Below are 21,080 nucleotides of genomic sequence, written 5' to 3'. Positions count from 1 at the left end.
ATTTATCCCCGCTGGGCTGCGAAGCAGCCCAATATCAGGCACTGCGCTGTGACAGGCAAACCGTGTTGGGCGGTTTGCGACTGCTGCGCAGTCGAGCGGGGATAAATCCCCTCGTCACAGATAAATCCCCCCTTTGCCAAGGGATTTGGCTCAACGCCGGGTCAACAACACCCCGGATTCCATGTGGTGGGTCCAGGGGAATTGATCGAACAAGGCGCAGCGCGTGATGCGGTGAGTGTCGTGCAGTTGTGCGATGTTGGCGGCGAGGGTTTCCGGGTTGCAGGAGATGTACAGGATGTTGTCAAAGCGCCGGGTCAGCTCGCACGTGTCCGGGTCCATGCCGGCGCGGGGCGGGTCGACGAAGACGCTGCCGAATGCGTAGCTTTTCAGGTCGATACCGTGCAGGCGACGGAACGGCCGGACTTCGTTCAAGGCTTCGGTCAGTTCTTCGGCCGACAGGCGTACCAGTGTCACGTTGTCCACCGCGTTTTCACTGAGGTTGCTCAGCGCCGCGTTCACCGAAGTCTTGCTGATTTCAGTGGCCAGCACTTTGCGCACACGGGTCGCCAGGGGCAGGGTGAAGTTGCCGTTGCCGCAGTACAACTCCAGCAGGTCGTCGCTGCGATCGCCCAAGGCTTCATAAGCCCAGTTGAGCATCTTCTGGTTCACGGTGCCGTTGGGCTGGGTGAAGGCGCCTTCGGGCTGGCGGTAACTGAAGGTGCGACCGCCCACGTCCAGTTTTTCCACCACGTAGTCGTGGCCGATCACTTCCCGCTTGCCCTTGGAGCGACCAATGATGCTGACGCCCAGGTCGCTCGCCAGCTTCGAGGCCGCTGCGTGCCAGTGCTCATCCAGGGGGCGGTGATAACACAGGGTGATCATCGCGTCGCCCGCCAGGGTGGTCAGGAACTCCACCTGGAACAGCTTGTGGCTCAGGGGCGCGCTGGTCTGCCAGGCTGCCTTGAGCTGCGGCATCAACTGGTTGATGCGCAGGCTGGCGATGGGAAACGCTTCGATGAGGATCGGCGTGCGCTTGTCATCCTGGGAGAACATCGCGTAATGCCGTTCGCCGGCCTCGCGCCAGAGGCGGAATTCGGCGCGCAGACGGAAATTCTGCAACGGCGAGTCGAACACGGCCGGCTCCGGTGCATCGAACGGGGCCAGCAGGTCGCGCAAACGGGCGACCTTGTCCTGGAGCTGGGCGGTGTAGGCCTGGGTATCAAAAGTCATGCGTTGAACCAACCCAACTTGATCACGAACAGAATCGACAGGATGACCAGCGCCGGGTTCAGCTCACGGCCACGGCCGGACACCAGTTTGATGGCGGTCCAGGCGATGAAACCGAAGGCAATGCCGTTGGCGATGGAGTAGGTGAATGGCATCGCCAGTGCGGTAATCACGACCGGGGCGGCGACGGTGATGTCGTCCCAGTCGATTTCCGCCAGACCCGACATCATCAGCACGGCCACGAACAGCAAGGCCGGAGCGGTGGCAAAGGCTGGCACGCTGGCCGCCAGTGGGGAGAAGAACAGCGCCAGCAGGAACAGGATCGCCACGACGATGGCGGTCAGCCCGGTGCGGCCACCGGCGCTGACGCCCGCCGCCGATTCGATGTAGCTGGTGGTGGTGGAGGTGCCCAGCAGCGAGCCGGCCATGGCGGCGGTGCTGTCGGCGATCAGCGCACGGCCCATCTTCGGCATATGACCGTCCTTGCCCATCAGCCCGGCGCGCTTGGCGACGCCGATCAGGGTGCCGGAGTTGTCGAACAGGTCGACGAAGAGGAAAGCGAAGATCACGCTGACCAGACCGATGTCCAGGGCGCCTTTGATGTCCAGTTGCAGGAAAGTCGGGGCCAGGGATGGCGGCATCGACATCACGCCGCCGAACGGCGTGAAGCCCATCAGGATCGAGACGATGGTCACCGTGAGGATGCCGATCAGCACGGCCCCGCGCACTTTCAGTGCTTCGAGGGCGACGATCAGGACGAAGCCGAGCGTGGCCAGAATCGGTGCCGGGTGCTTCAAGTCGCCAAGGCCGACCATGGTGGCCGGATTCTTCACCACGATCCCAGCGTTGCCCAGGGCGATCAGCGCCAGGAACAGGCCGATGCCGGCGGCGATGGCCGAGCGCAGGGGCAGGGGGATGCTGTTGATGATCCATTCGCGGATGCGAAAGATCGACAGCAGGAAGAACAATACGGCAGAGACGAACACCGCACCCAGCGCCACTTGCCAGGTATGGCCCATGTGCAGGACCACGGTGTAGGTGAAGAAGGCGTTCAGGCCCATACCCGGTGCGAGGGCGATCGGGTAGTTGGCGATCAGGCCCATGACCGTGGAACCAATGGCCGCCGCCAGGCAGGTGGCGACGAACACCGCGCCCTTGTCCATGCCGGTCTCGCCGAGAATGCTCGGGTTGACGAACAGGATGTAGGCCATGGCCAGGAATGTCGTGACGCCCGCCAGGATCTCGGTCCGCACGTTGGTGTTGTGTGCCTTGAGTTGAAACAGCCTTTCCAGCATGTCTGCTCCCCGTGGCGCTCCGGGCGCCGTGAATGTATCGACCTCAACAGCAAAGCACAGACGGCCGTTGGCGTCCGGGAGTTTTCTGCGGGTCGGAAAAAGCCGCGCATCATACCAGCAGCGTGGCGATGTGACTGCGATCGTCGTCGATGTTTTACCGAAGCAAAAAGAGGGCCATACTGCGCGCGGTTCCCGGAGGTCGATAGGTGTCCAATGAAAAGAAATCTGCTGGCAGTGGCATGCGCAGTGGGCCTGTGGTTGCCCGGACAGGTCGTCAACGCCGCATCGGCTCCGCCCTTGAGCCAGGTCAAGGTGCTCAAGGTCGAGTCGCCGGCCTGTGGCTTCGAAGACATCACCGAAGGGCAGGCCCAGACCCGCTGTGATCACAGCGGTCCGAATATCAAGGTCTACGTGCTGGAAGTTGGCTACGGGCACCAGCCCCATGTCACGCTCGACGGTTTCGAAGTCGACGGCACCCGTTCGCCGGTGTGTGCGTTCAGCAATGGCAATCTCAATGATTGTTCCGCCCGGACCAAAGTGGTTGGCTATCTGTATATCTTCGATCTGAAGGGCAAGCAGGAAGGCACCTTCAGTTTCAGCAATACCTCGATCAACGCCCCGGGCAATCGCATGGCGACCCAGCTGTACATCAAATAGCCCACGCGATGCTTGGCACGCAATCCGGCAAACCTGACTAGGCTTCCAGTAATCACTCAGCGGAGAGTCGCCATGATTCCTGGAACCAAGATCCCCAGGGCCCTGATCGCCGTCGCCGAAGGTGTCGACGACTTGCAGGCCGTCACCTTGATCGATGTGTTGCGCCGGGCCCAGATCGAAGTCGTCGTGGCGAGTATCGAGGGGCGACGGATGCTGACCTGTGCCCGGGGTACACGCCTGACGGCCGATGGCATGTTGGTGGACATGCTCGTGCAGGACTTTGACCTGATCGTCCTGCCCGGCGGCATCATCGGCGCCCAGCACCTGGCGGCCCATCAGCCCCTGCAACAGTTGGTCAAGGACCAGGCCGCCGCCGGACGTTTCTTCGCCGCCATCGCCGAAGCGCCGGCACTGGCACTGCAGGCGTTCGGCGTCCTGCGCCAGCGGCGCATGACCTGCCTGCCCGCCGTCAGCCAGCAACTGTCCGGTTGCAGTTTCGTCGATCAACCCGTGGTGGTGGATGGCAACTGCATCACCGCTCAGGGCTCGGCGGCCGCCCTGGCGTTTGCCCTGACGCTGGTGGAACAGCTCAGTGGCAAAGGCGTGCGCGCCGTGGTGGCGGCGGAAATGCTGGCCTGACTGACATTGGGCAATGTCTTTCAGGCCTGCGCAATTACCTTGAACACTCACCTCACCCCGAAGTCGTACCCCTTATGACGGCGGTTTTCCAAAACGCCGCGTGTACGACCAACCGTGAGGTGTTCCATGAGCGCGACCCTGTCCGAAGCGCCGCAGGCGTCCTTCGTCCGCCATCCGATCCGTCTGACACTCAATGGGCAAGTGCGTGAGTTGCAGGTGTTGCCCTGGACCACACTGCTGGACCTGTTGCGCGAGCAGTTGGACCTGGTGGGCAGCAAGAAAGGCTGTGACCACGGCCAATGCGGTGCCTGTACCGTGCTGCGCGATGGCAAGCGCATCAACGCCTGCCTGACCTTGGCGGTGATGTGCGACGGCGTCGAGCTGACTACCATTGAAGGCTTGGCCGACGGTGACCGACTGCATCCCATGCAGCAGGCGTTCATCAGGCACGACGCCTTCCAGTGCGGTTATTGCACCCCCGGGCAGATCTGTTCGGCGGTGGGGCTGGTCAACGAGGGGAGGGCACAGACGAGCGGCCAGATCAGCGAGCTGATGAGTGGCAATCTTTGTCGATGCGGTGCCTACAACAACATCCGTGACGCCATCGAAGAGGCACTGCCGCAGTGCCAGCAGCAGGGGGACGACCAATGAACCCCTTCCATTACAGCAAGCCCGACACCGTGCAGGCGGCCATCGACTTGTCGAGCCCCACATCACGCTTCATCGCCGGCGGTACCAACCTGCTGGACCTGATGAAAGAAAACCTCACGCGCCCGGCACACCTGATCGACATTACCGGCCTGCCCCTGGCGGACCTCAGTGAAACCCCTTCCGGCGGCGTGATGATCGGCGCCCTGGTGAGCAATGCCGACCTGGCCTGGCATCCGTGGATCGAGCGTCGTTATCCGCTGTTGTCCCAGGCGATCCTGGCGGGCGCCTCGCCGCAGCTGCGCAACATGGCCAGTACCGGCGGCAACCTGTTGCAACGGACCCGCTGTTATTACTTCTATGACGCCAACGTGTCCTGCAACAAGCGCCGGCCCGGCAGTGGCTGTCCGGCGCGGGACGGATTGAACCGGATCCATGCGATTTTCGGCGCCAGCGATCATTGCGTTGCGACCCATCCTTCCGACATGTGTGTCGCGCTGGCCGCCCTTGAGGCGGTAGTCCATGTCCTCGGTCGAGGCGGGGCGCGGACCATCGAGTTCGCCGACTTCCACCGCCTGCCCGGCGATGCACCGGAGCGGGACAATCAGCTGGCCGATGATGAGCTGATCACCGCCATCGAGTTGCCTGCCGCCGGTTTTGCCGAACACAGCCATTACCTGAAGATTCGGGACAGGGCCTCCTACGCGTTTGCGCTGGTTTCCGTCGCGGCGGCGCTGGAGCTGGAGGGGCCGGTCATCCGCCAGGCGCGCCTGGCCCTGGGTGGCGTGGCCCACAAACCCTGGCGCGACCGGGCCGTGGAGAGTTGGCTGGCGGGCCAGACCGTCAGCCGCGAAACCTTCACGGCCGCTGCCGATGCGCTGCTGCAGAACGCCGAGCCGTTGGCACACAACGGCTTCAAGGTCAGGCTGGCGCGCCGGGCGATCGTTCGCGCCTTGAGCGATGCCGCACTGGGAGGACAAACCAGATGAATGCACCGAACAAACCCATGGGGCAGCCGCTGGACCGGGTCGATGGCGTGCTCAAGGTGACCGGCCAGGCCCGTTATGCGGGCGAATACCCCGAGGCAGGCTTGCTGCACGGCAGCGTCGTGTCCGGCACTGTTGCCCGTGGCCGGGTAGTGCGCATCGATGCCTCCCGAGCCCTGGCGCTGCCCGGCGTGGTCGCGGTGATCGACCACACCAACCGGCCAAGGATCGCCAGCTATGACGAGCCCTACCAGGATGCCGACGCGGCGGATGGTTCGCCGTTCCGGCCGTTGTACAACGACCAGGTGCTCTACAGTGGCCAGCCGCTGGCCCTGGTGGTTGCGGAGAATCTCGAACTGGCCCGTTACGCCGGTTCACTCATTGAAATCGAATATGAAGCCCAAGACCATCAGACCGATCTGACCATCCTGCAAAACGAAGCCCATCCGGCACCGGCCGAACTGCCCAAGCCACGTGGGAACTTTCAGGGTGAGTACGCCAGTTCTGCGATCAATGTGGATGTGTCCTACAGCACCCCCGTGGAACATCACAACCCGATGGAGCCCCACGCCAGTACCGTGCTGTATCAACCTGACGGCAGCCTGCACATCCATGACAAGACCCAGGGCACGCAAAACTGCCAGGCCTACGTGCAAAAGGTGTTCGGGCTCGAGAAAGAACAGGTGCGCGTGTTCGCCGCGTTTGTCGGCGGAGCCTTCGGCTCCGGGCTGAGACCGCAATATCAACTGCCCCTGGCGGTGATGGCCGCGCTGGCGCTCAAGCGTTCGATACGGGTCAGCCTGACGCGCCAGCAAATGTTCACCTTCGGTTATCGGCCGCGGACCTTCCAGCGCCTGCAACTGGGTGCCGCGGCCAATGGACGGTTGCTGGCCGTGGCCCACACCGCCATCGGCCAGACCTCGCGTTTCGAAGACTTCACCGAGCACGTGGTGGAGTGGAGCGGCATGCTCTATCACTGCGACAACGTGGAACTGACCTACAAACTGGTGCCGTTGGACGTCTACACGCCGCTGGACATGCGTGCGCCCGGCGCAGCCCTCGGGTTGATCGGCCTGGAGTGCGCCATGGACGAGCTGGCCTGTGCCCTGGCGATCGATCCGCTCCAGTTGCGGTTGATCAACTATGCCGAGCGTAACGAGAACGAAGGCAAGCCGTATTCCAGCAAGGCGTTGCGCGAATGCTATGCCGAAGGTGCCCGCCGTTTCGGCTGGGACAAGCGCAATCCGGAACCGCGCAGCATGCGCACAGGCCGGCAACTGGTGGGCTGGGGCATGGCGGGCGGTGTCTGGGAAGCCATGCAGCAGAAGGCCAGTGCCCAGGCTTCGCTGGCGGCGGATGGCAAGCTGACCGTCAGCAGCGCCACCACGGACATCGGCACCGGCACCTACACGGTCATGACTCAGATCGCCGCCGAGGCGTCAGGGGTTGCGCTGGAAAATGTCCGTTTCATCCTCGGCGATTCATCCCTGCCTACCGCACCGTTGCAAGGTGGCTCGTTCACCGTCTCGTCGGTGGGCACGGCGGTGCAGCAGGCGTGCGAGGCCCTCAAGGAGAAACTGCTGGCCGTGGCCCGACAGACTTGTCCGGCCTTCAGCGGCGCGACTCTTGAGCAGGTGACATTTGCCGACGGTGAGTTGCGTTTGGGCGATGCCTGCGTGTCGTTGGCGGAGTTGGCGCAGAACAGTGGTGAAACGCCGTTACAGGTCCAGGTGACCGCCGAGCCGGACAAGAAACGCCAGGCCTATGCCACGGCCACGCACTCTGCGGTATTCGTCGAAGTGTGGGTGGACGAGGACTTGGGGACGGTGAAGGTCAATCGGGTGGTCAGCGCCATTGCGGCGGGACGGGTGATCAACCCGAAAACGGCCCGCAGCCAGATCCTCGGCGGCGTGGTCTGGGGTGTCGGCATGGCCCTGCACGAAGAGACCCTGACCGACCATGCCCTGGGTCGCCACATGAACCACAACCTGGCCGAGTACCACGTGCCGGTGAATGCCGATATCGGTGACATCGATGTGGTGTTCGTCGAAGAGCCGGACGACATCGTGAATGCACTGGGTTCCAAGGGCGTCGGTGAAATCGGTATCGTCGGCGTGGCGGCGGCGGTGGCCAATGCGATTTATCACGCCACCGGCAAACGGGTGCGGGACTTCCCCATCACCCTGGATAAGTTGCTTTAGCGTCGTCCACCGGCTCGTGCATCCGGTCGCGGTTGGCCAGGGTCGGGAACAGTTTGATCCAGGCCCCGGTTACCAGCAGCGTACCGACGCCGCCCATGACCACCGCCGGTACCGTGCCGAACCAGTGGGCGGTCAGGCCGGATTCGAATTCGCCCAGCTGGTTCGACGCGCCGATGAACAGCCCGTTCACCGCGCTGACCCGGCCGCGCATCTCATCCGGTGTTTCCAACTGCACGAAGGATGCGCGGATCACCATGCTGATCATGTCCGCCGCGCCCAGCACCACCAGCACCGCCAGGGAAAACCAAAACGACGTGGAGAGGCCGAACGCAATGGTGGCGACGCCGAACACGCCCACGGCGGTGAACATCACCCGGCCCACCTTGCGCTCCACGGCGAACCGCGCCAGCCACAGCGACATCAGCAGGGCACCCACCGCCGGGGCCGAGCGCAACAGGCCCAGACCCCAGGGACCGGTGAGCAGGATGTCCTTGGCGAACACAGGCAGCAGCGCCGTCGCGCCGCCCAGCAGGACCGCGAACAGATCCAGGGAAATGGCGCCGAGAATGTCCGGGCGGCTGCGGATGAAGCGGATTCCGGCCAGCAACGAATCCAGGGTCGCCTTGCCTTTGTTCAGCGGAGTCTGGCGAGCGGGCAGGTTGAGCATCAGGCAGCAGGCGATGAGGTAGAGCACCACGGTCGGCCCATAGACCCAGACGCTGCCGAAGGCATACAGCAGGCCGCCGAGGGCCGGGGCGACGATGGTCGCCGATTGCTGGGCCGATTGCGCGGCGGCCACGGCACGGGGAAACAGCGCGGCGGGCACGATGCTCGGCAACAGTGCCTGGGTGGTCGGCATCTCAAAGGAGCGGGCGGCGCCGAGCAGGAAGGCGAGGATGAAGATCATCTCTCGCGTGACGTTGGCGGTGGCGCTGCCGATCACCAGGGCCAGGGCGATCATCGCCTGCAACGACTGGCAGATTGCCGCGACCTTGCGCCGGTCATAGCGGTCCGCTACATGCCCGGTGTGCAACATGAACAGCACTCGCGGCGCGAATTCCACCAACCCGACAAGGCCCAGGTCCAGGACGTTGCCGGTCAGTTGGTAGAGGTTCCAGCCGATGGCCACGGTGAGCATCTGAAAACCGCTGGCGGTGAAGACCCGGGCCAGCCAGAAGGCGATGAAGGGGCGGTGGTGGCGGAGCAGCGTGGGCGCTTGGCTGGGCATCGATGACGGGTCCACTGATGAAGGCATCGAGATTATCACCGAGCTGTAACTGGAAGTTGCGACCAGCGAAAAAATAGTTAGCCAGACATCGATCTATGGGTGGAACACCGAATTTCTTGTGGGAGCAAAGCTTGCTCGCGATGCTGTTCGAAGTATCCCCCGAGACCGAGGTGCCTGCATCGCGGGCAAGCCATGCTCCCACAGATTTGAGCACAGCCAAGCTGCAACAGCGTTGCCAGCCACTGAGGCAACCTGTCACGCGACAAAAGACCACGCCGTTCATCGGCGAGAATGCGACTACTCTTTGAACATTGCTTGATCCAGATCAACTTCGCTTGGGGCGTCGATCTGGTGGCCATCCGGCCAGGTTTCTGCGTTGTGACGGTTTTAAAAAGAACGATTTGAAAGGCATCGCACTCCATATCCGAGGGGGCGTGATGCAGGCCCCACCCGCAGCCGGTTTTACCTGACAGAGGAAGACTTATGTTCGGTTTGGAGGCGCTCGATCTCGCCCGGATCCAGTTCGCATTCACGATCTCGTTCCACATCCTGTTCCCGGCTATCACCATTGGCCTGGCGAGTTACCTGGCGGTGCTCGAAGGCTTGTGGCTCAAGACCCGCGACGATACCTACCGCGATCTGTACCACTTCTGGTCGAAGATATTTGCCGTCAACTTCGGCATGGGGGTGGTGTCCGGGTTGGTCATGGCCTATCAGTTCGGCACCAACTGGAGCCGTTTCTCGGACTTCGCCGGTGCCGTCACCGGACCGCTCCTGACCTACGAGGTGCTTACGGCGTTCTTCCTCGAAGCGGGTTTCCTCGGCGTGATGCTGTTCGGCTGGAGTCGGGTCGGCCGAGGCCTGCACTTCTTTTCCACGGTCATGGTGGCGATCGGCACGCTGATCTCGACATTCTGGATCCTGTCCTCCAACAGCTGGATGCAGACGCCCCAGGGCTATGAAATCGTCGATGGTCGGGTGATCCCGGTGGACTGGCTGGCGGTGGTCTTCAACCCTTCGTTTCCCTATCGCCTGCTGCACATGTCCACCGCGGCGTTTGTCGCCACGGCGTTCTTTGTCGGTTCATCGGCGGCCTGGCATTTGTTGCGCGGGCGCGACACCCCGGCCATCCGCCGGATGCTGTCGATGGCGATGTGGATGGCCTTGCTGGTGGCGCCGATACAGGCGGTAATCGGCGACTTCCATGGTCTCAATACCCTCAAGCATCAACCGGCGAAGATCGCGGCCATCGAAGGCCATTGGGAAAACGTCGGCAACGAACCCACGCCGCTGATCCTGTTCGGCCTGCCGGACATGAAGGCGGAGAAGACCCGCTTTGCCGTGGAGATTCCTTACCTGGGCAGCCTGATCCTGACCCACAGCCTGGACAAGCAGGTGCCGGCCCTCAAGGAGTTCCCGCCTGAGGACCGACCGAATTCGACCATCGTGTTCTGGTCGTTCCGGGTCATGGTGGGCCTGGGGCTGTTGATGATTTTCACCGGCCTGTGCAGCCTCTGGTTGCGCCGCAACGACCGGCTCTATCAATCGCGGCCGTTCCTCCACCTGGTGTTGTGGATGGGCCCGTCCGGCCTGGTCGCGATCCTGGCCGGCTGGTTCACCACCGAGATCGGTCGCCAGCCGTGGGTGGTCTACGGCCTGATGCGCACGGCCGATGCGTCGTCCGGGCATAGCTTCGCTCAGATGAGTATCACCCTGGTGTTGTTCGTCGTGGTCTATTTCGCGCTGTTCGGTGCCGGCTTGAGCTACATGATGCGCCTGGTGCGCAAGGGACCGGTGGCCCACGAGGCCGAGCCCACCGATGGCGGCCCGGGCCAGAAACGTACTCCGGCGCGGCCATTGTCGGCCGCCAACGAGGGCGACGAAGAGATGGACCACAACGACCGCTCGAACAAGGGGAATTGAGTCATGGGTATTGATCTTCCGCTGATCTGGGCCGTGGTCATCATCTTCGGCATCATGATGTACGTGATCATGGACGGTTTCGACCTGGGGATCGGCATCCTCTTCCCCTTCATCAAGGGCGAGCGCGACCGCGACGTGATGATGAATACCGTGGCACCGGTCTGGGACGGTAATGAAACCTGGCTGGTGTTGGGCGGTGCAGGCCTGTTCGGGGCGTTTCCGCTGGCCTACTCGGTGGTGCTGTCGGCGCTGTACCTGCCGTTGATCCTGATGCTCATCGGCCTGATTTTTCGCGGTGTCGCCTTCGAGTTCCGCTTCAAGGCCAGGGCCGAGAAGCGGCATCTCTGGGACAAGGCGTTCATTGGCGGATCGCTGACGGCCACCTTCTTCCAGGGCGTGGCGCTGGGCGCGTTCATCGACGGGTTCCAGGTGGTCAATCGCCAGTTCGCCGGCGGTTCCCTGGACTGGTTCACGCCATTCACGATGTTCTGCGGCCTGGCCTTGATCGCAGCCTATGCCTTGCTCGGGTGTACCTGGCTGATCATGAAGACCGAGGGCAAATTGCAGGAGCAGATGCACGACCTCGCCCGGCCGCTGGCATTCGTGGTGCTGGCGGTGATCGGCATCGTCAGCCTCTGGACACCGCTGGCCCACGCCGATATCGCCGCGCGCTGGTTTACCCTGCCGAACCTGTTCTGGTTCTTGCCGGTGCCGATCCTGGTACTGGTGACCATGTACGGATTATTCCGCGCGGTTGCCCGCAACGCGCACTACACGCCATTCATCCTGACGCTGGTGCTGATCTTCCTCGGCTACAGCGGCCTGGGCATCAGCCTCTGGCCGAACATCGTGCCGCCATCCATCTCGATCTGGGACGCCGCCTCACCGCCCCAGAGCCAGGGGTTCATGTTGGTGGGCACGCTGTTCATCATTCCGTTGATCCTGGTGTACACCTTCTGGAGCTACTACGTGTTCCGGGGCAAGGTCACTCATGACGACGGTTATCATTGATCGAGCTGCGGGGTATTGAAATGGCCAAACCGGACTTGAAGGACATCGAAGCCGCCGAGCGCAAGCCGCTCTGGCAGCGTCTCGGTTGGCTGGCGGGGATCTGGGTGGGCAGTGTGCTGGCGCTGTTCATCGTCGCCAGCCTGATGCGGATGTTCATGAATGCCGCGGGGCTGACTAGCCACTGAGGGGGTAGTCGTGTGCGCAGCGGCGTTATTGATTGGGTGTTTGGACTGAAGTCAGCCCTGCTTGAACGCCTGAATCAGGGTTGCGGTGGAAAGGAGCAGTCGCAGCGGACTATTTGTCGATGGTACGAAACCAAGCTTGTTCTGGTAGTAATCGGCGGCATTCAGGTCTTTGGCGTCGACAACAATAAACGCCACACCTGATTGCTTGGAAACCGCGTACACGCGTCGGAAGAAATCAGACATCAACCGCTGGCCAAGTCCTTTTCTTCTCATACTCTTGTCAACAGCGAGGCGACTCAGCAGCACCGCCGGCATGGGGTACCGAGGCACCTTCTTTCTTTGCTCTTCGTTGAGTTCACTGAGGGCCACAGAGGTATTCGCCAAGCTATAGTAGCCTCGCAATACTCTGTCTTCGACGTACATGAATGTGCGTGAGATATTGCGCTTCTCGTCTTGCCCAGCATGTTGGGCGATATATGTGTTTAAAGCGGGGTGTACTTCGCAGTCAAACGCAGAGCGATCAATCGACCTGTCGAAGTCGACGGTGATGAAATCCATTGAAAGCCCTTACCGCAAGGTAAGCAGATTGCGAAGTGCCTCAGTGGGCTCTGGAGGGTTGTCGAGCAGTTGATATGCTGTGTCGGCATCAAGCCGGGTCATCCCCTCGACGTCAAAATCAAGAGCCTTTTCTTCATGCGCAACAGAGCGGACGGCCAATGCAGCAACTACCCTCTTGAGTTCTGCCAGCTCGCGCTCAACGTCCGACAAGTGAAGCGCACGTACTGAGCGCCCCTTGGGTATCCCATGCTCCAGTATTCGACCTGCGAGGCTTTGGGTGGCATGCCGCTCAACCACGGCATCAGCATTTGACAGGAAAGCCGTCACCTTACCGTCCTTGTCCCGGATGGTAATCGACGTTTTCTTGCCCGCTGCGAGCCGCGTAGTTTTCCGTTGAGCTGGTTTGTTCACGCTGTATCCCCCTATATGCTCTGGACTCTAGCATATTTCGTTTGAGACCCAGTTCCTTGCCCTCAAACAACGATGGCAAATTATTTCCGAGCCTTGAGAATCACGAACTTCGGTGTAGCGGCCACTTGCTCGACACTGCGGAACAGCCGCGCCAGTTTGCTGTGATAGCCCAGGTGCCGGTTGCCGACGATGTACAGCGCGCCACCGACCACCAGCGCTTCACGGGCCTGCTGGAACATCCGCCAGGCGAGGAAATCGCCCACCACTTGCTGTTGATGGAACGGTGGATTGCACAGCACCACGTCCAGCGACTGCGCTTGTTGCCCGGCCAGGCCATCGCCGGCCCGTACGGTGACCTCGCGCTCGCCCAAAGCGGCTTGCCAGTTCTGGGCGGCCGATTGCACGGCCATGAAGGACTCATCCACCAACGTGTAGCGGGCGTCGGGGTTGCGCAGGGCGCTGGCAATGGCCAGCACGCCGTTGCCGCACCCCAGGTCCGCGACCTGGGCTGTCCCCAGGTTTGTTGGCAGATGCGGCAGGAACGCCCGGGTGCCGATGTCCAGTCCTTCGCGGCAGAACACATTGGCGTGGTTGAGCAATTCAATCTTCGGCTCGTCCAGCCAGTAGCGCGTGGGGTAGGGCGATACGTGGGTTGCTGGCGTGATGGTGTGCGGCGTGGCGATCAGTAATCGAGCCTTTTTCACTGCCAGCGAGGCCTGCACCGGGCCGATGTAACGTTCCAAGAGGTCGCCAGCCGCCCGGGGCAGGTGCTTGATCATCGCGCCCGCCACCACTTGGGCACCGGGGGCCAGTTGGCCTTGCAGGCGAATCAGTTGTTCTTCCAGCAGGGCCAGGGTCTTCGGCACTTTGATCAGGACGTGGTCGAAGGGCCCGGTCAACGGTTCACTGGCCGGTAGCGTCGGCACCGCATCGAAGGGGCGTCCGTTACGGACCAGGTTCTTCTGCAATGCTTGCAAGGCGAGGAACGAGTCGCTGCTACTGATTATTTCAACCTGGCCGGCCAGGCTGGCGGCGAGTGCGCCGAAGCCGTCATTGAGCACCAGGACCCGCGTACTTGCAGCCGGTTGCTGTTCGGCCAGATGGGCGAGCAGGTACTCATCGGCCGCATCGAAAGCTTGCAGCGGTTCGTTCGGCTGTTCGGGTTGGCGGATCAGATCGAGTTGGGCGAAGGGGCTGGCAAGCAAAGGCATGGTGGGGACTCTGGCAATCGACGAATGTCCCGCTGCCCTGGGGCAGGTGTTTCAGCGGGCCGCCTGAATGAACTGCGTCGGGTGCTGAGGGCGACATCATTCAAGTGGGGCCGTGATGGTACTTTTTTTTGCTGCGCATTACCCGAGGGTTTTCAACGTCGACAAGGCCGGTCCGTATCAGATCACGTGAATGTGAGCCGCCTTGGCCACGGCTGAAATCTTGTTGCTGACGTTCAATTTTCGCATGCAGCTGCAGACATGGAAGTTCACTGTACGCTCGGAAAGACACAAGATCCTGCCGACCTCCGATGCGGTCTTTCCTTCGGCAGACCATCGCAGGACTTCGATTTCCCTCGGTGACAAATGGCATTTCTGTGTGGTTGCAGCGGTGTCGGCCATTTTCTTGCTCGCCAGCGCATGCAGTCGTTGACTGGCGAAGATGGCGTAGCCGAGATTCCCGTAATGTTCCTCGATATCGATAGGGGAGTGGGTCCGAGCGAGGCTGAACAGGCTGTAATAGGTTCCATGGTCGTCATGAACGGCTTGTGTCCAACCATATCTGAGGCCTTGTCGATTCAGCTCGAGCCATAACTTGGGTGCCTGGGCAAAGAGGCTCTCATCCCAAAGAATGGGAAGAGGAGATTGATTGCAGTGTGCTATTACTGGGTCGCAGGAGGCATAACCATTCTGTTCATATAGCCTGTCCCACCCATAAGGGTAGTTATTCAGATTCACCTTGCTGGCATGTTTATCCGGGCTACCGAGATAAGACGCAAATGCGCAAAATTCAAATCCTTGATTATTAAAGAAATTAAGGACCAGGCGATAGGCTGTCTGCAGGTCTTTTTCGCAAGATAACTTCCTTAACTGTAAGTCCTTCCACTTGTCCATCGTCTTCTCCTGGATTGACGTTCAACTGCGTGGATCCAATCTGGTGCGAAAGGACAGTGTAGGACTTTTCCTACGCGGTAGTTAGATATTTTTAATATCACGGACTACGGTCAGTATTTACGAAATACACCGTAGAGTTGGCCCTGTTACAGGATTTTTATATTTGTATAACTTTGGTAGATATTCCAGGCAGGTAATGGGGGGCAGTTGTAATTAAAATGCCACTACTCTTTGTCGGTGGTTAAGACGCTCACTTTGCGGGACACTGTGGTCCTCGTCCCTTTGGAGTGGCACATGACCGACAGCGCAGAGAAGTTCACCCGCCAGAGCCTGCTGGACGTGCAGCCATTGACCTCCCATCTGTTTACCTTGCGTACCACCCGGGATCGTGGCTTTCGTTTCCGGGCGGGCCAGTTTGCCCGGTTGGGGGTGCTAAAGGCGAACGGTGATACCGTCTGGAGGGCCTATTCCATGGTGTCCTCGCCGTTCGATGAGTTTCTCGAGTTTTTTTCCATCGTCGTTCCGGATGGCGAGTTCACCAGTGAACTCAGCCGCTTGAAACCGGATGACAGTCTGTTGGTGGATCGCCAGGCATTTGGTTACCTGACGCTGGACCGCTTTGTTGACGGACGGGATTTATGGCTGCTGTCCACCGGCACGGGGGTGGCGCCGTTTCTTTCGATTCTTCAGGATTTCGAGGTGTGGGAAAGATTCGAGCGGATCATCCTCGTGTACAGCGTCCGGGAGGCCAAGGAGCTGGCGTATCAGGAACTGATCGATGGGCTGGGCCGACGCGATTACCTGGCCGAGCATGCCCATAAGTTCCGGTTTATTCCGACCGTGACCCGAGAGCAGCACCCCGGGGCACTGAACGGACGCATCACGACGTTGCTTGAAAATGGCGAGTTGGAGCGAGCGGCCGGGGTCGCACTGACGCCGGAGCATTCGCGGGTCATGTTGTGCGGCAATCCGCAGATGATCGACGACACGCGCAAGCTGCTCAAGGCCAGGGGCCTGCAACTGAGCCTTTCCCGGCGGCCGGGCCAGGTGGCGGTTGAAAACTATTGGTAGGCGAGTGGCGTAGCGCCCGGCAGGAATCTTGTGGCAAGGGAACTTGCTCCCGCTGGACAGCATGGCAGCCCTAATCAGGGCTGCCTCAGCGTTGCGTGACGAACCACTCCAGCAAATAGCGCTCAGGGCCTTTCGTTCTGGGCCTTGAGCAGATCGCGAATCTCGCTCAGCAGCAGTTCTTCCTTGCTCGGAACCGGTGGCGCACTCGGGGCGACGGCCTCTTCACGCTTGAGACGGTTGATCGCCTTGACGCCCATGAAGATGGCGAACGCGACGATGATGAAATCGATGGTGCTCTGGATGAACTTGCCGTAGGCCAATACCACCGCCGGTGCGTCACCTTGGGCAGCCTTGAGGGTGATGGCCAGGTCACTGAAGTCGACCCCGCCAATCAGCAGGCCAATTGGAGGCATGACCACGTCGCCTACAAATGACGAAACGATTTTGCCGAAAGCGGCGCCGATGATGATCCCGACGGCCATGTCGACGACATTGCCTTTGACCGCGAAGGCCTTGAACTCGCTTAACATGCCCATGAATGCTTCCTTGTGACAAATGAGTTGAATGGCAGTGTAATTCAGTCAAACGCACCTCGCTCGACACGTCTACTTACAAAGCTTCCGAGCTATCGACCTGGCTCCCCTCTAAAAGTTTACAAAGTGCCATCAATCGCGCGTGATACGCGGTTTCAAGCGGTCTCCCTACAAGGTTTTTTCTATCAGTGCGGTATGGCATTTCTATTTAGGTTTTGCTTTTTCGAGCACTAGCCTCTGACAAGCGCACATGGATGCGCTCTATAACATCAGAGGAAATTCTATGAACACTTCCCTTGGCGGCGGGACTTTTCCCCAACGTCGCGCCCTTTTTGTGCTGACCGCCGGCCTGCTGTCCTTTTCTGTCAACGCCGCCACCCTGACCCGCGACAACGGAGCGGCCGTCGGCGACAACCAGAACTCGCAAACGGCAGGCCCCAATGGGCCGACCTTGCTGCAGGACGTGCAGCTGATCCAGAAACTCCAGCGTTTTGACCGTGAGCGCATCCCCGAGCGCGTGGTGCATGCTCGTGGCACCGGCGCCCATGGCACCTTCACGGTGTCCAACGACCTCAGTGACTTGACCAAGGCAAAGGTCTTTGCGGCAGGGCAGGCCACCCCCGTATTCGTGCGTTTTTCTGCCGTGGTGCATGGCAATCATTCGCCGGAAACCCTGCGCGACCCCCGTGGCTTTGCCACCAAGTTCTACACGGCCGACGGTAACTGGGATCTGGTGGGGAACAACTTCCCGACCTTTTTCATTCGCGACGCCATCAAGTTTCCAGACATGGTCCACGCGTTCAAACCCGATCCACGGACCAACCTGGACGACGACTCACGTCGTTTCGACTTCTTCTCCCATGTACCGGAAGCAACCCGGACACTGACCGAGCTGTATTCCAACGCCGGCACTCCGGCCAGTTACCGGCAAATGGACGGTAATGGCGTGCACGCCTACAAGTTGGTGAATGCCAAGGGTGAAGTCCATTACGTCAAGTTTCATTGGAAAAGTTTGCAGGGTCTGAAAAATCTCGATCCGAAAGAAGTTGTGAAGGTTCAAGGACAGGATTACAGCCATTTGACCAACGACTTGGTCAGTCATATCAATAAGGGCGACTTTCCGAAGTGGGACTTATATGTCCAGGTACTGAAGCCGCAGGACTTGTCCAAGTTTGATTTCGACCCGCTGGATGCAACCAAGATCTGGCCGGGCGTGCCTGAGCGTAAAGTCGGGCAAATGGTCTTGAACCGCAACCCGGCCAATGTCTTCCAGGAAACCGAGCAGGTGGCGATGGCACCGGCCAATCTGGTTCCGGGCATCGAGCCTTCGGAAGATCGTCTGTTGCAGGGGCGGGTGTTCTCCTACGCCGATACGCAGATGTACCGGATAGGCGCCAATGCCCTGCAATTGCCGATCAACGCTCCCAAGGTGGCGGTGAATACCGGTAACCAGGACGGCGCGATGAACCCGGGGAGCACCAGCACTGGCGTGAATTATCAGCCGAGCCGCCTGATGCCCCGTGAGGAGCTGCAATCGGCGCGCTACAGCCAGACCGCGCTGAGCGGCAACACCCAACAGGCGAAGATCCAGCGCGAGCAGAACTTCAAGCAGGCCGGCGACCTGTACCGCTCCTTCAACCAGAAGGAACGCAATGACCTGATCGAAAGCTTCGGTGGGTCGCTGGCGACCACCGATGACGAGAGCAAGCACATCATCCTGTCGTTCCTCTACAAATCCGATCCGGAATACGGCACCGGCGTGGCCCGTGTCGCCAAGGGTGACCTGGCCCGAGTCAAGGCCCTGGCGGCAAAACTGACCGACTGATCCATAGGTCAGGTACATGCCCTGTGGGAGCAAGGCTTGCTCCCACAGTCTTGTGTCAAAAGGAGGCCCCGTGATGCGTTATTTCCTGTGTTCGTTGCTTGCCATCTGGTCATTGGCCGCGTTGGCCGATCAGCCCCTGCCGACCGACCCGGCAGCTGTACAAGAAGAGTTGCAAACCTATTATTTCGACGCCGCCCGTCGGGGTGATGTGTCTATGCTCGATGCTTTTATCGACGCTCATTATTCACTCGATACCCAGGACGAGAAGGGCTACACCGCCCTGATCCTGGCGGCTTATCACGGTCACGGCCCTGCGGTGGAACGGCTACTGGCCGCGGGGGCCGATGCCTGTGTCCAGGACAAGCGCGGCAACACGGCGTTGATGGGCGCCATTTTCAAGGGGGAAGTGCAGATCGCGCGACGTCTGTTATCCACCGATTGCAGCCCCGACCAGCGTAACGGCGCCGGGCAGACCGCCGCCATGTACGCAGGCCTGTTCAAACGTGTCGAACTGCTCGATGCCTTGAAGGCCAAGGGTGCCGACATGGACGCTGCGGACCCGTTGGGCAATACGGCGGCGAATCTGGCCAGCGGTGAAATCAGAACGCCGGCCCCGCGCTGACCCTCGCCTGGGCTATCATCGCGGTTTTTCCCCGGAGTTCAGATGGCCAAGGCAAAGCGCATGTACGGCTGCACCGAGTGCGGCTCGACCTTTCCCAAATGGGCCGGCCAGTGCGGTGAGTGTGGCGCCTGGAACACCTTGACCGAAACCATGGTGGAAAGTGGCGGTGCCGCGGCGCCCACCGGACGCACCGGGTGGGCCGGACAGCAGGCACAGATCAAGACCCTGGCCGAAGTCAGCGTCGAGGAGATCCCACGATTTTCCACCGCGTCCGGTGAACTGGACCGCGTGCTGGGTGGCGGTCTGGTGGACGGCTCGGTGGTCTTGATCGGCGGTGACCCAGGGATCGGTAAATCCACCATCCTGCTGCAAACCTTGTGCAACATCGCCACGCGCATGCCAGCGCTGTACGTCACTGGCGAAGAGTCCCAGCAGCAAGTCGCCATGCGCGCCCGCCGCCTGGGGCTGCCCCAGGATCAGTTGCGGGTCATGACTGAGACCTGCATCGAGACCATCATTGCCACGGCGCGCCTGGAAAAACCCAAGGTGATGGTGATCGACTCGATCCAGACAATTTTCACCGAGCAGTTGCAATCGGCGCCGGGCGGTGTGTCCCAGGTCCGCGAAAGCGCGGCGTTGCTGGTGCGTTACGCCAAGCAGAGCGGCACGGCGATTTTCCTGGTGGGCCATGTCACCAAGGAAGGCGCGTTGGCGGGGCCGCGGGTGTTGGAGCACATGGTCGATACCGTGCTGTATTTCGAGGGCGAGTCCGATGGTCGCCTGCGTTTGTTGCGGGCGGTGAAGAATCGCTTTGGCGCCGTGAATGAGCTGGGTGTGTTCGGCATGACCGACAGGGGCTTGAAAGAAGTCTCCAATCCTTCGGCGATCTTTCTGACACGTGCCCAGGAAGAAGTACCGGGCAGCGTGGTCATGGCGACCTGGGAAGGGACGCGACCGATGTTGGTGGAGGTGCAGGCGCTGGTGGACGACAGCCACCTGGCGAACCCGCGCCGGGTCACCCTGGGGCTGGATCAGAACCGGCTCGCCATGTTGCTGGCCGTACTGCATCGACACGGTGGTATTCCTACCCACGACCAGGACGTTTTCCTCAATGTGGTGGGCGGCGTGAAGGTGCTGGAAACCGCGTCCGACCTGGCGTTGATGGCAGCGGTCATGTCCAGCCTGCGCAATCGGCCGTTGCCCCATGATTTGCTGGTGTTCGGTGAAGTCGGCCTGTCGGGCGAAGTTCGACCGGTGCCCAGTGGGCAGGAGCGACTCAAGGAGGCGGCCAAGCATGGCTTCAAGCGCGCGATCGTGCCCAAGGGCAATGCGCCGAAGGAAGCGCCGGCAGGTTTGCGAATCATTGCCGTGACGCGTTTGGAACAGGCGCTGGATGCGTTGTTCGAGTAGTGCTGCGCCTGTGATCCTTGTGGCGAGGGGCTACGTACCTGTCAGATCTGGATCAACGCTGCCAATTCCCGTTCCAGCTCATCGTGATCGGCCAGATTCAACTCCACCAACCGACGCAGGTGGGCGATGGAGTCCAGGTCGATGTGCTCGCAGACGAAGCCCAAGTGGCCGTGGTCGTCGTGGGCCAATCGGACCTCCATCCGCACCTCCACCTCATTGCTCAGGTGGATATCGGCCACGAAGGGTTCCTCCGGATTGCCGAGCCAGGGCTCGGGCTTTTTGATCAGCAGGCCCTTGAGGGACAGGTCCAGCAATTCCACTGGCCAGATGAAGGGACCCTGGCTCAGTTCTGTCCTGGCATGAAACTCGATTCGTACGAAGCGGCGGCGTTCGCTCATGACCCGTCCTCTGTGAAGATTCATTGACTATAGACCCAACCTGCGCGTCTTCGTCACCGTTCGGTCGGCGACAGATGAATGTCGGGTATGGCCTTTACTGTCGTTAGAGCTAAACTTCGGTGGCTGTCTTTTTTGTCCACTTCTGGCTGG

Annotated in this window: 21 protein-coding genes; 12 read left to right on the top strand and 9 right to left on the bottom strand. The window is 60.9% G+C overall.

Annotation, left to right across the window (positions count from 1 at the left end):
* Positions 1-150 precede the first annotated feature (150 nt).
* The gene (trmA, locus tag LOY35_RS24290) at positions 151-1,230 is read right to left on the bottom strand and encodes a tRNA (uridine(54)-C5)-methyltransferase TrmA (RefSeq protein WP_258628089.1); all 1,080 of its coding nucleotides are present in this window, start codon (positions 1,228-1,230) and stop codon (positions 151-153) included.
* Positions 1,227-2,522, bottom strand: coding sequence for an NCS2 family permease (locus LOY35_RS24285; RefSeq protein ID WP_258628086.1), 1,296 nt, complete (start codon positions 2,520-2,522; stop codon positions 1,227-1,229). The genes trmA and LOY35_RS24285 overlap by 4 nt, the downstream gene beginning before the upstream one ends.
* Positions 2,523-2,735: 213 nt before the next feature.
* Here LOY35_RS24285 and LOY35_RS24280 point away from each other — a divergent pair, with 213 nt between their 5' ends.
* The 5 genes from LOY35_RS24280 to LOY35_RS24260 all read left to right on the top strand — a co-directional run bounded on the left by LOY35_RS24280 (position 2,736) and on the right by LOY35_RS24260 (position 7,653).
* Positions 2,736-3,179, top strand: coding sequence for a YolA family protein (locus LOY35_RS24280; protein ID WP_258628085.1), 444 nt, complete (start codon positions 2,736-2,738; stop codon positions 3,177-3,179).
* A 72-nt stretch (positions 3,180-3,251) separates the two neighbouring features.
* The gene (locus LOY35_RS24275; RefSeq protein ID WP_258628081.1) at positions 3,252-3,818 is read left to right on the top strand and encodes a DJ-1 family glyoxalase III; all 567 of its coding nucleotides are present in this window, start codon (positions 3,252-3,254) and stop codon (positions 3,816-3,818) included.
* Positions 3,819-3,944: 126 nt separating this feature from the next.
* Entirely contained in the window at positions 3,945-4,469 is a 525-nt protein-coding gene (locus LOY35_RS24270) for a (2Fe-2S)-binding protein (protein ID WP_258628077.1), read from the top strand.
* The gene (locus tag LOY35_RS24265; protein WP_258628076.1) at positions 4,466-5,455 is read left to right on the top strand and encodes a xanthine dehydrogenase family protein subunit M; all 990 of its coding nucleotides are present in this window, start codon (positions 4,466-4,468) and stop codon (positions 5,453-5,455) included. The genes LOY35_RS24270 and LOY35_RS24265 overlap by 4 nt, the downstream gene beginning before the upstream one ends.
* A complete protein-coding gene (locus LOY35_RS24260) occupies positions 5,452-7,653 on the top strand; it encodes a xanthine dehydrogenase family protein molybdopterin-binding subunit (protein WP_258628075.1) in 2,202 nt (733 codons plus the stop codon). The genes LOY35_RS24265 and LOY35_RS24260 overlap by 4 nt, the downstream gene beginning before the upstream one ends.
* Here the strand turns inward: LOY35_RS24260 and LOY35_RS24255 are convergent.
* On the bottom strand, positions 7,631-8,881 hold the full coding sequence (locus tag LOY35_RS24255) for an MFS transporter (protein ID WP_258628074.1): 1,251 nt from the start codon (positions 8,879-8,881) through the stop codon (positions 7,631-7,633). The two genes, LOY35_RS24260 and LOY35_RS24255, sit on opposite strands and share 23 nt — an antisense overlap.
* A 483-nt stretch (positions 8,882-9,364) precedes the next feature.
* On the opposite strand from LOY35_RS24255, the gene LOY35_RS24250 reads away from it, so the two are divergent.
* The 3 genes from LOY35_RS24250 to LOY35_RS24240 are packed head-to-tail and all read left to right on the top strand — an operon-like array spanning position 9,365 to position 12,000.
* The gene (locus tag LOY35_RS24250; RefSeq protein ID WP_258628072.1) at positions 9,365-10,804 is read left to right on the top strand and encodes a cytochrome ubiquinol oxidase subunit I; all 1,440 of its coding nucleotides are present in this window, start codon (positions 9,365-9,367) and stop codon (positions 10,802-10,804) included.
* Positions 10,805-10,807: 3 nt separating this feature from the next.
* Positions 10,808-11,815, top strand: coding sequence for a cytochrome d ubiquinol oxidase subunit II (cydB, locus tag LOY35_RS24245; RefSeq protein WP_258628071.1), 1,008 nt, complete (start codon positions 10,808-10,810; stop codon positions 11,813-11,815).
* Between the two features lie 20 nt (positions 11,816-11,835).
* On the top strand, positions 11,836-12,000 hold the full coding sequence (locus tag LOY35_RS24240) for a DUF2474 domain-containing protein (protein ID WP_258628069.1): 165 nt from the start codon (positions 11,836-11,838) through the stop codon (positions 11,998-12,000).
* Positions 12,001-12,051: 51 nt separating this feature from the next.
* Here LOY35_RS24240 and LOY35_RS24235 read toward each other — a convergent pair whose 3' ends face one another.
* The 4 genes from LOY35_RS24235 to LOY35_RS24220 all read right to left on the bottom strand — a co-directional run bounded on the left by LOY35_RS24235 (position 12,052) and on the right by LOY35_RS24220 (position 15,071).
* Positions 12,052-12,558: a GNAT family N-acetyltransferase gene (locus tag LOY35_RS24235; protein ID WP_258628066.1), complete on the bottom strand. Its 507-nt coding sequence runs from the start codon at positions 12,556-12,558 to the stop codon at positions 12,052-12,054.
* Between the two features lie 9 nt (positions 12,559-12,567).
* Positions 12,568-12,969: a hypothetical protein gene (locus tag LOY35_RS24230; protein ID WP_258628065.1), complete on the bottom strand. Its 402-nt coding sequence runs from the start codon at positions 12,967-12,969 to the stop codon at positions 12,568-12,570.
* A gap of 80 nt (positions 12,970-13,049) precedes the next feature.
* Positions 13,050-14,180, bottom strand: coding sequence for a class I SAM-dependent methyltransferase (locus LOY35_RS24225; RefSeq protein WP_258628059.1), 1,131 nt, complete (start codon positions 14,178-14,180; stop codon positions 13,050-13,052).
* Positions 14,181-14,357: 177 nt separating this feature from the next.
* The gene (locus LOY35_RS24220; protein ID WP_258628057.1) at positions 14,358-15,071 is read right to left on the bottom strand and encodes an autoinducer binding domain-containing protein; all 714 of its coding nucleotides are present in this window, start codon (positions 15,069-15,071) and stop codon (positions 14,358-14,360) included.
* A 294-nt stretch (positions 15,072-15,365) separates the two neighbouring features.
* On the opposite strand from LOY35_RS24220, the gene LOY35_RS24215 reads away from it, so the two are divergent.
* Complete coding sequence (locus LOY35_RS24215; RefSeq protein ID WP_258628055.1) at positions 15,366-16,142, top strand: ferredoxin--NADP reductase; 777 nt, start codon at positions 15,366-15,368, stop codon at positions 16,140-16,142.
* Positions 16,143-16,264: 122 nt separating this feature from the next.
* On the opposite strand, the gene mscL is transcribed toward LOY35_RS24215, so the two are convergent.
* Complete coding sequence (mscL, locus tag LOY35_RS24210) at positions 16,265-16,678, bottom strand: large-conductance mechanosensitive channel protein MscL (protein ID WP_175364205.1); 414 nt, start codon at positions 16,676-16,678, stop codon at positions 16,265-16,267.
* Positions 16,679-16,958: 280 nt separating this feature from the next.
* Here mscL and katB point away from each other — a divergent pair, with 280 nt between their 5' ends.
* The 3 genes from katB to radA all read left to right on the top strand — a co-directional run bounded on the left by katB (position 16,959) and on the right by radA (position 20,532).
* Positions 16,959-18,500 (top strand): catalase KatB, encoded by a 1,542-nt coding sequence (gene katB / locus LOY35_RS24205; RefSeq protein ID WP_258628053.1) that lies wholly within the window; start codon positions 16,959-16,961, stop codon positions 18,498-18,500.
* 73 nt (positions 18,501-18,573) lie between these two features.
* A complete protein-coding gene (locus tag LOY35_RS24200) occupies positions 18,574-19,122 on the top strand; it encodes an ankyrin repeat domain-containing protein (protein ID WP_258628050.1) in 549 nt (182 codons plus the stop codon).
* A gap of 42 nt (positions 19,123-19,164) precedes the next feature.
* Positions 19,165-20,532, top strand: a complete 1,368-nt coding sequence (radA, locus tag LOY35_RS24195; RefSeq protein WP_041023273.1) for a DNA repair protein RadA — start codon at positions 19,165-19,167, stop codon at positions 20,530-20,532.
* Between the two features lie 41 nt (positions 20,533-20,573).
* Here radA and LOY35_RS24190 read toward each other — a convergent pair whose 3' ends face one another.
* Positions 20,574-20,930 (bottom strand): PilZ domain-containing protein, encoded by a 357-nt coding sequence (locus LOY35_RS24190; RefSeq protein ID WP_258628046.1) that lies wholly within the window; start codon positions 20,928-20,930, stop codon positions 20,574-20,576.
* Positions 20,931-21,080 lie beyond the last annotated feature (150 nt).

Source organism: Pseudomonas sp. B21-028 (assembly GCF_024749045.1).
Taxonomy (GTDB): Bacteria; Pseudomonadota; Gammaproteobacteria; order Pseudomonadales; family Pseudomonadaceae; genus Aquipseudomonas.
The sequence above is the reverse complement of the archived record's forward strand: the minus strand, read 5'-3'. Positions and strand labels throughout refer to the sequence as shown.